Origin of the sequence: Mesorhizobium sp. WSM4306, from assembly GCF_007003975.1 — a bacterium.
GTDB lineage: Bacteria > Pseudomonadota > Alphaproteobacteria > Rhizobiales > Rhizobiaceae > Mesorhizobium.
This window is the reverse complement of record NZ_VFTC01000059.1, coordinates 1-11,725: the sequence shown is the minus strand read 5'-3', so window position 1 is coordinate 11,725 and position 11,725 is coordinate 1. Positions and strand designations below refer to the sequence as shown.

The 11,725-nt window shown below is 63.2% G+C and carries 10 protein-coding genes; 3 read left to right on the top strand and 7 right to left on the bottom strand.

The window, feature by feature from the left end; all coding sequences use genetic code 11:
- Positions 1–334 precede the first annotated feature (334 nt).
- Genes FJV77_RS32070 through FJV77_RS32055 form a run of 4 tightly spaced genes read right to left on the bottom strand, consistent with a single transcriptional unit; the run spans position 335 to position 4,403 of the window.
- Entirely contained in the window at positions 335–1,033 is a 699-nt protein-coding gene (locus FJV77_RS32070; protein WP_142870347.1) for an ABC-type transport auxiliary lipoprotein family protein, read from the bottom strand.
- Complete coding sequence (locus FJV77_RS32065; RefSeq protein ID WP_142870345.1) at positions 1,014–2,387, bottom strand: MlaD family protein; 1,374 nt, start codon at positions 2,385–2,387, stop codon at positions 1,014–1,016. The genes FJV77_RS32070 and FJV77_RS32065 overlap by 20 nt, the downstream gene beginning before the upstream one ends.
- A 14-nt stretch (positions 2,388–2,401) precedes the next feature.
- A complete protein-coding gene (locus tag FJV77_RS32060) occupies positions 2,402–3,214 on the bottom strand; it encodes an ABC transporter ATP-binding protein (protein ID WP_142870342.1) in 813 nt (270 codons plus the stop codon).
- 1 nt (position 3,215) lies between these two features.
- Positions 3,216–4,403, bottom strand: coding sequence for an ABC transporter permease (locus FJV77_RS32055; protein ID WP_142870340.1), 1,188 nt, complete (start codon positions 4,401–4,403; stop codon positions 3,216–3,218).
- Positions 4,404–4,480: 77 nt separating this feature from the next.
- Between FJV77_RS32055 and dgcA the strand changes: the two genes are divergently transcribed.
- Positions 4,481–5,464 (top strand): N-acetyl-D-Glu racemase DgcA, encoded by a 984-nt coding sequence (gene dgcA / locus FJV77_RS32050; RefSeq protein ID WP_142870339.1) that lies wholly within the window; start codon positions 4,481–4,483, stop codon positions 5,462–5,464.
- On the opposite strand, the gene FJV77_RS32045 is transcribed toward dgcA, so the two are convergent.
- Together FJV77_RS32045 and FJV77_RS32040 are read right to left on the bottom strand one after the other, a co-directional pair.
- On the bottom strand, positions 5,435–6,649 hold the full coding sequence (locus FJV77_RS32045; protein ID WP_142870337.1) for an MFS transporter: 1,215 nt from the start codon (positions 6,647–6,649) through the stop codon (positions 5,435–5,437). The genes dgcA and FJV77_RS32045 overlap by 30 nt on opposite strands.
- 103 nt (positions 6,650–6,752) lie before the next feature.
- Positions 6,753–7,535 carry a UDP-2,3-diacylglucosamine diphosphatase gene (locus FJV77_RS32040; protein WP_185970499.1) on the bottom strand — a complete coding sequence of 261 codons (783 nt, stop codon included), beginning with the start codon at positions 7,533–7,535 and terminating at the stop codon, positions 6,753–6,755.
- A gap of 153 nt (positions 7,536–7,688) precedes the next feature.
- Here FJV77_RS32040 and FJV77_RS32035 point away from each other — a divergent pair, with 153 nt between their 5' ends.
- On the top strand, positions 7,689–8,468 hold the full coding sequence (locus tag FJV77_RS32035) for an SDR family oxidoreductase (protein WP_142870333.1): 780 nt from the start codon (positions 7,689–7,691) through the stop codon (positions 8,466–8,468).
- Between the two features lie 177 nt (positions 8,469–8,645).
- Positions 8,646–10,970 (top strand): NADP-dependent malic enzyme, encoded by a 2,325-nt coding sequence (locus tag FJV77_RS32030; protein ID WP_142870331.1) that lies wholly within the window; start codon positions 8,646–8,648, stop codon positions 10,968–10,970.
- A gap of 5 nt (positions 10,971–10,975) precedes the next feature.
- Here the strand turns inward: FJV77_RS32030 and FJV77_RS32025 are convergent, their stop codons facing one another.
- Complete coding sequence (locus FJV77_RS32025) at positions 10,976–11,596, bottom strand: DUF1287 domain-containing protein (RefSeq protein ID WP_142870329.1); 621 nt, start codon at positions 11,594–11,596, stop codon at positions 10,976–10,978.
- Positions 11,597–11,725 lie beyond the last annotated feature (129 nt).

The following is an 11,725-nucleotide window of genomic DNA, read 5'->3' as shown; positions in this document are numbered from 1 at the left end:
GTTCGAGCCAGCCGAATGCAGAAACTTCTTCAAGGCTGCCGGATATGAGGCCAATTAATAGCGACACGCTTTAGGCCAGGTTCGTGTCACTGCCGGAAAGATCACAATCTGTCAGCGCTGCCCCTCATCTGCCTGCCGGCATCTTCTCCCCGTATAGTGACGGGGAGAAGGGGGCTGGCCGCAACGCCGGCACTCTTCCTGTAACGCCGGTGATTGGCGAAGCAATCTGCGCAGGCCGCTTTCTCCTGTCACTATACGAGAAGAAATGCCCGGCAGGGCAATGAGGGGCCGCGCGAACCGAAGATCTTGAGTCGATGCGTCGTCCGCTCGGCGCTCAGATCACAGAATCCGTCCAGCGCACAATATCCTTCGCCGCCTCGCCGAAGGCAGCGTCCATCGCGCTGACATAGGCAGCGTTGCCGCTGCCCGAGACGGGCGCGGATGCGGTGAAGCTTTTTGAGGCGCGCACCTCGCCATTGCGGTCGTTGAGCAGGCGCACGAACAACTCGACATCGGCGTGTTCGCCGCCATTGACCCGAACCTCGAAGGCACGCACTTCGACGATCACCTGATAGTCGATCGCCAGCCCCTCGCCCGGCTTGCCGACGCCGGCAAAACTGCCGGAACGCTGGAAGGTTTCGGCGAGCCTTGCCTGCACGATCAGCGGCAGCCGGTCGGCCCACTGCGCCCCCTTGAGATACTGGATCGAGCGGTCGGACGGCTTGATGACGATGTTCTGGCTGTCCAGCGCCTTGAGCGCCGAAGGCTGGGCGATCAGGATCTGGCGGCGGCTGTGGCCATGCGCGTCGATCGACGGGGCGGACAGCTCGAACGTATCGAGCGGCGGCGGCTTGCCTCCCAATGCCGCGCAACCGGCAAGCGTCAGCGCGACCAGCACTACAGCAGACTTATACCCACCCAAGCTGAACGTCACGCGCGATCCCCGTTGTCCCCGGATCGTAAGACCAACCCGCATTCGCGGTTCAACTTCTTGCGGCGGGCGGGCATGGAAGTCAACGCCGCGCCCTGCCATCGAACTGCCGAACCTCGCCTTCGCCGCCCGACAGGATGCGCTGCGGGTTGCGGCTGAGATCGGTCACCGCCTCTTCGATGCGGCTGATCGAACGCCGGCTGTCCTGCACAAGCGCTTCGACATTCGACAGGCCCTGGCCGGAGAACCGCGCAAAATTGTCGGTAATGGTGCCAAGCCGCGCGTTCAGCGTGTCGGCGACCTGCTTGAATGATTTCAGCGTATCCCTGGCATCGGCCATCACGCCGTCGGCCTGGCCCGAACCGAGCAGTGTGTCGACCCTTTTCAGGATGCCGTCGACGCGCACGGAGGCATCGTTAAGGCGCTGCGCCAGCTGTTTGGCGTCCTTGATCGTCTCGTCGATATCGTCAGCCCGGTCGGCGAACTTGTCGGTCACCTTGGCGATGTCGGCGGCGGCCTGGTTGGCGTTTTCGCTGGCCTTTTGGATGTTGGCGAGCGCGGTGCGCACTTGCGCCGGATCGATACCGTCAAGCACATTATCGACCTTGGCCAGTGTTCCTTGCGTTCGCGTGGCGAAATCATTGACCGAGCCGACCGCCGTATCGACATTCTTGATCACGCCGTCGAGATGCTTCGAGGTTTCCTTGAGGTTCCCCGTCACCGTGTCCACATTGGCGACGATGCTCTTGATCTTGTCCTTGTCGACGGCATTGAGCAGGCCTTCGGCGGCCTTCAGCGTGCCGTCGAGCTTGCCGGAAACACCCTTCAACTCGTCCGACAGAGCGCTGACGGCGGTCAGGAACTTGTCGATGCCGTCGGCATTCTTGGCCAGCGCATCGGAAAATGTCTGGGCGTTCTTGACGGTCTGGGTCAGCGGCCCGCGCACATCCTTGGTGAAGCCTTCGAGATCGGAAAGCACCTTGTCGGCGCGGGTGAAGATGTTCTGCGCGGTCTGTAGGAGATTGTTCACGGCCGAGGGGTTGGCGACGATCTCGGCTGTCCTGCCTTCCTTTTCCGCCTCATCGAGCAGGTTCGGTTCCTTGGGATTGGCGCCCTTCAATTCGATGTTGACCTGGCCGGCAAGGCTGGCGATGCCGATATCGGCCTGCGTCGACTTGGTAAGCGGCGTTGTCTTGTCGATCTCGGTCGTGGCAATGGCGGCATTCGGGTCATTGCGGTCGAAATAGACGCGCTTGACCACACCGACCTTGACGCCGTTGAACAGCACCAGGCTGCCGGGGCCAAGGCCCGAGGCTGAGCCCTGAATGCGCACGCGCAACTGCGCCGTCTCGCCCCGATCGCCGATCTGAGCGGTCCAATAGACGAACGCGAAGGCCGCGAGGATCGCAGCCAGGGTAAAAATGCCGACAATTACGTAGTTGGCTCTGGTTTCCATTGCCCCACTTATGGCTATGCGCGCGCCGCGAGATCAAGTTGCCGGGCGCGTTTTCCGCGGAAATAGGATTTTACCCACGGCTCCTCGCTCTTCAGCATGTCGTCGATCGTGCCTTCGACCAGGATTTTCTTGTTGCCGAGCACCGCCACCCGGTCGCAAGCGGTAAACAACGTGTCGAGATCGTGTGTCACCATGTAGACCGTCAGGTCCATCGTATCGCGCAGCTTGACGACCAGTTCGTCGAACTCGGACGCGCTGATCGGGTCAAGGCCGGACGTCGGCTCGTCGAGGAAGACGATGTCGGGGTCGAGCGCCAGCGCACGCGCCAGGGCGGCGCGCTTGATCATGCCGCCCGAAAGCTCCGAGGGAAATTTTTGCGCCGCGTCCGGCGGCAGGCCGACCAGTTCGATCTTGAGCAAGGCCAGCTCGTCCATCAGCTTCTTCGGCAAATCGAGATATTCACGCATCGGCACCTGCACGTTTTCCTGCACTGTGAGCGCCGAAAACAGCGCTCCATGCTGGAAAAGCACGCCAAGCCGCATGTCTATGCGCAACCGCTCGATGTCGCTGGCCTTGTCGAGGTCGAGACCAAACAGCTTGATCGTGCCAGCCTGCTTGCGCAGCAGGCCGAGAATGGTGCGCAGCAGCACCGATTTGCCGGCGCCCGAGGCGCCCACGAAACCGAGGATCTCGCCGCGCTTGATGTCGAGCGCCAGTTTGTCGAGGATCAGTTTGTCGTCCAGGGAAACCGTGATGTCACGAACGGACAGCACGATATCGCCCTCGTCCGTTCCTTGCGCAGCCTTGATCGCCTTTGAGTTCTTCATGTCAGAACTCGATCGAGGCGTAGAAGATGGCGAAAAGGCCATCGAGGATGATGACGACGAAGATCGACTTCACCACCGAGGCGGTGACGTGCAGCCCCAGCGATTCGGCGCTGCCGCCGACTTTCATGCCTTCGACGGAAGCAATGATGCCGATGATCATGGCCATGAACGGCGCCTTGATCAGGCCGGCGAATATGGTGCTGATATCGATCGCGCCGCGCAGCCGGTCGATGAAAGCGGATGGCGCAATGCCGGCATAGAGCCAGGCGGCGATGATGCCGCCGCCAAGGGCTGCAAAATTGGCGATGATGGTGAGACAGGGCAGCGCGATCACCAGCGCCACCAGGCGCGGAAACACCAGCACGCCGATCGGATTGAGACCGATGACCTTCAACGCGTCGACCTCCTCGCGCATCTTCATCGAGCCGATCTCGGCGGTGATGGCGCTGCCGGAGCGGCCGGCGATCATGATTGCGGTCATCAGCACGCCGAGTTCGCGCAGGATCAGCACGCCGACCAGGTCGACAACGAAGATGTTGGCGCCGAAATAGTTGAGCTGGTAGGCGCCCTGTTGGGCGACGATGGCGCCGACAATGGCCGACATCAGCACCACCACCGGTATGGCGCCGACACCCATGCGATCGATCTGGTTGAAGATCGCCGCCGGGTTGATGGCATGGCCGCGCCCGAGCTTCATCTGCGCGCCGCCGATGGTGGCGCCCAGGATGTTCATCGAGGCGAGGAAATCGTCGCGCATCTCATAGACGCGGCGGCCGATCGCCTCCAGCGCGCGGAGAATGATGTTGGGGCGCCGCACACCACCCGATTCGGGCTCGCGCCGGACGGCTTCGCCGACGGCGCCGAGCAGGATCGAGGCGACATCGCTTTGCCCCTGCATCTTGATCTCGACGCCCTTCTTCTCGAAGGCGCTGACCAGGCGGTCGATTAGCCAGGCCCCGGCCGTATCTATCTTCTCGATATGAGAAAGGTCCAACGCCAGCGTCTGAAAGCCTTTGCGCTGTTCGATCTTGCGCATCTCGGCGTCGATCAGCGCCGCTGTCGATGTCGTCCAAATTCCGGAGAAAGCGCAACCGAGGACGCCGCCCTCCTCGCCGACCGCGACGCGGGGCTGGTGGTCGGCCTCCTTGGCGGCGTTGCCGCTTGCGTCGCGTTTGCCGATGGTCAACATGGCGTCCTGTTTAGCCTGACGGGCCCAACCTGTCGATTTGCCGACAGGCTGATGTTGCATAGCCGGAGTAGAAAATTATGGCGCGTGTCATTTCGGTTGAGGCCGAGCGCTTTCCCATCGCCGGCACCTTTACCATCTCACGCGGATCGAAGACCGAAGCCGAAGTCATCACCTGCACGATCAGCGATGGGGACAATCGCGGATGGGGCGAATGCGTCCCCTACAAGCGCTATGGCGAGACCATGGATGGCGTGCGCGACGCCATCGAGGCGATGCGACGGCGGATAGAAGGCTGCTTGAGCCGGAAGGATCTGCTTGATGCGATGCCTGCCGGCGCGGCCCGCAACGCCATCGACTGCGCCTTGTGGGACCTGGAGGCGAAGATGAGCGGCATGGCGGTGGCGGCCGCCATCCACGCTGCGCCCTTGTCGGCGCTGGAGACGGCCTACACGCTGTCGCTGGGCGAGCCGGAGGCGATGGCGGCGCAAGCCCGCGCCAATGCCGGGCGGCCGCTGCTCAAGGTCAAGATCGGCGGTGACAACGACATGGCCCGCATCCGCGCCGTGACCGAAGCGGCGCCCGACAGCCGCATCATCCTCGACGCCAACGAAGGCTGGACCGATGACAACATCGTCGAGAACCTGGCTTTTGCCGCCGAGCACGGCATCACCCTGATCGAACAGCCGCTCCCCGCAGGCCATGATGCGATCCTGCGCCACATCGCGCACCCCGTGCCGATCTGCGCCGATGAAAGCGTGCACGAGGCGAAGGACCTCGAAGCCCTTGTTGGCCTCTATGACGCCGTCAACATCAAGCTCGACAAATCCGGCGGCCTGACTGCCGCGCTTACCCTGCGCGACCGCGCTCGCGAACTGGGTTTTGAGGTGATGGTCGGCTGCATGGTCGGCACGTCGCTGGCGATGGCGCCGGCGGTGCTGTTGGCGCAAGGCGCCGAGTTCGTCGATCTCGACGGTCCGCTGCTTCTGGCGCGCGACCGGCAGCCCGGGCTCGTCTACGAGGGGTCGCTCGTCTCACCGCCTGACAGGATGCTGTGGGGCTGAACGCGCGGCGAGCCCGATCAGCGCCAGGCCGATGAAGGCGATCGGGATCATCGCCAGGAAGCCGTCGACGCCGTAGCGCTCGTAAAGCGGGCCGGATGCCAGCGTCACCGCGGCCATGAAGAAGCCGTTGAAAAAATAGGCGATGCCTTGCGCGGCACCCGTGCGCTCTTCCGAAACCGTCTCGCCGATCATCTTCTGCAGGCCGATCAGCACCATCGCCACCGACACCGAATGCAAGGTCTGGATGCCGAAGAAGCCGATAACGCCAAGCCCGAGCGGCCAGATCAGCGGAAAGGCGATCCAGCGCACGATCGAGCCGATGCCGGCAATCAGCATCACCTTGACGACCGAGACGGAGGCGAAAAGACGATTGAAAAACAAAAACATGCAGACTTCGGCTACCACGCCCCAGGCCCACAGCAGGCCAATGACGGAGCCGCTGATGCCGATCGACTTCCAGTAGATGGAGACAAAGCCGTAGAGAAAGGCATGGCTGGCGGTGATGATGCCGACACCGAGGGTGAAATAGAGGAAGTACGGATTGAGAAGGCTGGGCGCCTGGTGCTGGATGTCGGTGGCCGACAGCGGCGAGGCCCGGCGTGGGCGGCCAAGGCGGGGCGCCAGCAACCCGGCGACGAGTGCGGCCGCAAGCGAGACGAAAATTATCACCGGCACGGCCTGCACACTTGTCCAGTACAAAATGAAGCCGCCAGCGGCATTGGCGCAGAGATAGGAGATCGAGCCCCATTTGCGCATGGCGGTGTAGTTGGAGCCGAAGCGGCGCACGCCCGACAGAGCCAGCGAGTCGGCAATCGGCGAATGCGGCGTCCATACCACCGTCAGCGCCAGCGAAACGGCCAGGACCATGGCGTAGGTGGGCTTAAGGAAATAGCCGGCGGAAAGCACCAGGGTCGCGGCCACCAGCGCGATATAGACATCGGCCCTGTCCTTCGCGCGGTCGGCAAGCGCGGTGAGCAGCGGCGTCGTCACCACGCGCAAAAACATCGGCGCCGCCAGGATGATGGCGATCTGCTCGGCATGAAAACCCTGGGCCTGCAGCCAGAGCGGGAAATACGGCAGATGCGTTCCCAGCGACACGAAGAGTGTCGCGAAGATCAGGCTCATGCGCAGTTCGAAATGGCGCGGCTTGACGAGTTGTTCGGGAGACAGCGGCGGCAGCGACATGAATCGATCCAATTACGTCGCACAAAGGGCTGCAACGCAGATCGATCCCTTAACATGGGGCAATGCGAGTCGAAACTGCCTGGACTAACCGATTAACAGGGGTTCACGCCGCTTCGACGACCCTGTCGTCGATCAGCATCGGGATGAAGGGTTCGTCCGGCGCCTCGGGCAGGATTTTCGCCCAGTGGATGATCTCCATGCGGCCATCGAAATGCTCGACCACCGCCGTGCAGCTCTCCACCCAGTCGCCGGTGTTGATGTACTGCACATCGCCGTAATTCTCGATTACGGCATGATGGATGTGACCGCAGATGACGCCGTCGACATGCGAGCGGCGCGCCTCGTCGGAGAGCACGGTCTGGAACGAGCCGATGAAATTGACCGCCCTCTTGACCCTTCCCTTTGCCCAGGACGAGAACGACCAGTAGGGAAGGCCGAGCAGATGGCGAAGCCTGGTCACGACCCGGTTGACCAGCATGGCCGCGTCATAGGCGTAGTCACCGAGATAGGCCAGCCAGCGCTGATTGTGGACGACGGTGTCGAACTGGTCGCCATGGATGACCAGCAGACGCCGGCCGTCGGCGGTTTCGTGGATGGCGCGGTCGGCAACGACGATGCCGCCGAAATGCACGCCCTGGAATTGGCGCGCGAACTCGTCGTGATTGCCGGCGATGTAGGTGATTGAGGTGCCCTTGCGCGCCTTGCGCAGCAGCTTCTGGACAACGTCATTGTGGCTTTGCGGCCAATGCCAGCTGCGCCGCAGCCGCCAGCCGTCGACGATGTCGCCGACGAGATAGATGATATCGGCGTCGTGATACCGCAGGAAATCGATCAGGAACTCGGCCTTGGCCGCCTTCGATCCGAGATGCAGGTCGGATATGAACATGCTGCGGAAAGTGCGGGTTTCTGTGCTGGACATCAGATCGTCACCGTTGCTTTCGCGCAGGCTATGCCCCGATTCATGCAACAACCGTATGACGGTTGCGATTGAGCCAGCCAAAGAGCTAGCGTGCCGCGCCAATCACAGGAGAAAATCGTCATGGATCTCGGTATCAGGGGCAAGAAGGCCATTGTCTGCGCTTCGAGCAAAGGGCTCGGCCGTGGCTGCGCCATGGCGCTGGCCGAAGCCGGTTGCGATCTGGTCGTCAACGGCCGCAACGCCGAACTGGTGGCCAAAACCGCCGCCGAACTGCGCGAAGGCTACGGCGTGAAGGTGACCGAGATCGTCGGCGACGTCTCGAAACCCGAGGTGCAGAAGGCGCTGCTGGCCGCCTGCCCCGACCCCGACATTCTGGTCAACAACAATGGCGGCCCGCCGCTGCGCGATTTCCGCGAGCTCGACCGCGCAAAGATCCTCGAAGGCGTGACGCAGAACATGGTGACGCCGATCGAGCTGGTGCAGGCTGTCGTCGACGGCATGGCCAAGCGCGGTTTCGGCCGCATCGTCAACATCACCTCGCTATCGGTCTATGTGCCGATCCCCGGCCTCGACCTGTCGTCCGGCGCGCGCGCCGGGCTGACCTCGTTCCTCGCCGGCGTGGCGCGCACGGTGATCGACCGCAACGTCACCATCAACAGCCTGCTGCCGGGCAAGCTCGACACCGACCGGCTGCGTGGCCCGCACGAGGCCGGCACGACGGAAGACCCGGCCGCTGCCGCAGCGCGCAAGACCCGCATCAGCGCCGACGTTCCGGCCAAGCGGCTCGGCACGCCGGAAGAGTTCGGCCAGATCTGCGCCTTCCTGTGCTCGGTTCATGCCGGCTATCTCACAGGACAGAACATCCCGGTCGATGGCGGCCTCTATGTCAGCGCATTCTGATCGACGCGCCTGCGAAGCAGCAGGAGTCGTTCGCGATGAGATCGGTATAAGTATCTGATACAACGTGGCTTTCGGCGCGCTGCGGCGGAAAGCTGACGGCGCGTCATTTAGCGTCGCGACAAACCTTGACCGCATGCTAAAAGGACTCTGGCATAGCAGTTTCGAGGGAGCGGCCGCATGGAAGGCGACAACAAGAAACCGGCACGTTCGGACCTCGACGAAGCCGCCCTCTACTTCCACAAGCATCCGCGACCGGGAAAGCTCGAGATCCAGGCAACCAAGCCGCTCGGCAACCAGCGCGACCTGGCGCTGGCCTATTCGCCGGGTGTCGCAGCCCCGTGCCTTGAAATCCGTGACAATCCGGCGACCGCCGCCGACTATACGGCGCGCGCCAATCTGGTCGGCGTCGTCTCCAACGGTTCGGCGGTGCTCGGCCTCGGCAATATCGGGCCGCTCGCCTCCAAGCCGGTAATGGAAGGCAAGGCGGTGCTGTTCAAGAAATTCGCAGGCATCGACGTCTTCGACATCGAGATCGACGCGCCGGGGATCGAGCGCATGGTCGAGACGATCTCGGCGCTTGAGCCGACCTTCGGCGGCATCAATCTCGAGGACATCAAGGCGCCGGAATGTTTCGAGGTCGAGGCGCAGTTGAAGGCCCGCATGGGCATTCCCGTCTTTCATGACGACCAGCATGGCACCGCCATCATCGTCGCCGCCGCGGTGCTCAACGGGCTGGAATTCGCCGGCAAGACCATTTCGGACATCAAGATCGTCACCTCAGGAGCGGGTGCTGCGGCGCTCGCCTGCCTCAACCTTCTGGTCTCGCTCGGTGCCAAGGTCGAAAACATCTGGGTCACCGACCGCTTCGGCGTCGCCTACAAGGGTCGCACCGATGAGATGGATCGCTGGAAAGACCCCTATGTGAAGGATACCGAGGCCCGCACCCTGGCCGACGTGATCCCGGGTGCCGACGTCTTCCTCGGCCTGTCGGCCGCCGGCGTGCTGAAGCCGGAACTGCTTGCGCACATGGCGCCGAAGCCACTGATCCTGGCGCTGGCCAATCCCAATCCCGAGATCATGCCGGAGGCCGCGCGGGCGGCGCGGCCGGACGCGATGATCTGCACCGGCCGCTCCGATTTTCCCAATCAAGTCAACAACGTGCTCTGCTTTCCTTACATTTTTCGCGGCGCGCTGGATTGCGGCGCCAGCGCCATCAACGAGGAGATGAAGATGGCCGCGGTGCGGGCGATCGCCGCCCTTGCCCGCGAAGAGCCGTCCGACGTCGCCGCGCGTGCCTATTCCGGCGAGACGCCGATCTTCGGGCCGGATTTCCTGATCCCCTCGCCCTTCGATCCGCGCCTTATCCTGCGCATCGCACCGGCGGTGGCAAAGGCTGCCTGCGACACCGGCGTCGCGACCCGGCCGATCACCGATTTCGCCGCCTATATCGACCAGCTCAACCGCTTCGTCTTCCGCTCCGGCCTGGTGATGAAGCCGGTGTTTTCCTCGGCCAAGGCGTCGACCGCCAAGCGCGTCATCTATGCCGATGGCGAGGACGAGCGCGTGCTGCGTGCAGCCCAGGTGGTGCTGGAAGAAGGCATCGCCGAACCGATCCTGATCGGCCGCCCGCATGTCATCGAGGTCCGGCTGAAGCGCTATGGCCTGCGCATCAAGCCCGGCGTCGATTTCGGCCTGATCAATCCGGAGGACGATCCGCGTTACCGCCACTATGTCGACCTCTTGATCGAGCTCGCCGGTCGGCGCGGCGTCACGACCGAAGCCGCGCGCACCATGGTGCGCACCGACAATACGGTGATAGCGGCACTGGCACTGAAGCGCGGCGACGCCGACGCCATGGTCTGCGGTCTCGAAGGCCGTTTCGAGCGGCATCTGCGCAATGTGACGCTGGTCATCGGCGCTCGCCCCGGCGTCAAGGACCGCGATCTGTCGACGCTGTCGATGCTGATCTCGCAGCGCGGGATCATTTTCCTCACCGACACCCACGTCTCGGTCGACCCGACAGCGGAAGAGATCGCTGAAATGACCATTCTGGCGGCCGAGGAAATCCAGCGTTTCGGCATCGAGCCGAAGGCGGCACTCTTGTCGCATTCGGATTTCGGCTCGCGCGATTCCCCAAGCGCCCTGAAAATGCGCCAGGCAGCGGCGATCCTGGCACGCGTCGCGCCCGACCTGCAGTGCGACGGCGAAATGCATGCCGATACCGCCTTGTCGGAGCATCTGCGCCAGCGCGTCTATCCGCATTCGCGGCTGAAGGGCGAGGCCAATCTGCTGGTGTTCCCGAATTTGGACTCCGCCAACATCACGCTTTCCGCACTGAGGACGATGATGGATGCGCTGCATGTCGGGCCGATCCTGCTCGGCACCGACAAGCCGGCGCATATATTGACGCCGTCGGTTACCTCGCGCGGCGTCGTCAACATGACAGCGCTGGCTGTGGTCGAGGCGGCGCACAAGGCGCAGGCGGTGGTTGATTTCAGCTGACGCTTTCAGGCAGGCGCGAAGCGGTAATGCCCGGTCTGCCGGAAGGCGAACAGCGTGTCCTCTTGCCGGGCGCCCGCGCCGATATTGTGGATGACCAGCGGCCTCTCCGGCACGTCCGCAGAACGGTCGGATGAGACGATGACGATGTGCGGCAGGTTGCCGGGCAGCATCTGGGTGACGAGATCGCCCGGTTGAAAGTCGGCAAGGTCCTCGCTGACGGGCAGGCAAATACCCTTCCGCGCGAAAAAGGTCGCAAGGTTGCCGACCCGGCGGTGGTCGATGTTGCGGTCGGTCGATTTCAGGCCCCAAATCTTCGGATAGGCGGCGAAATTGGCTGCCATATCCTCATGCACCAGCTTCTGCAGGTCGAGCGCGAAGGCGCGGCGATAGGCGCGCACGATGACATCCGTGCATACGCCGCGATCCGGCGCGACATCGCCGCCGGGATAGCCGAGGCGGACATAGGTCGGGTCATAGAGGGTGGTGACGCCGATCTGCTCACGCGCGGCTTCGACCAATCTGCTGCGCCAGTCCGATATGGCGGCCTTTTCCTGCGCCAAGGCCGCGGGCGCCGCCAGGCACAACAGACCGAACTGGAGCGCGGTTCGACGGCTAATCGCGGTCATGCCAGGTCCCCGGGGCATTGCTGGATAGAGGGACATTTCCCGAGCGATTGCGCGGTAGTGTACTGAGAGTTCTGCAAATTCGCTGAGAGAGGGCGGTCATGGCAGGCTGGTGATTGTTCACGTCACCTG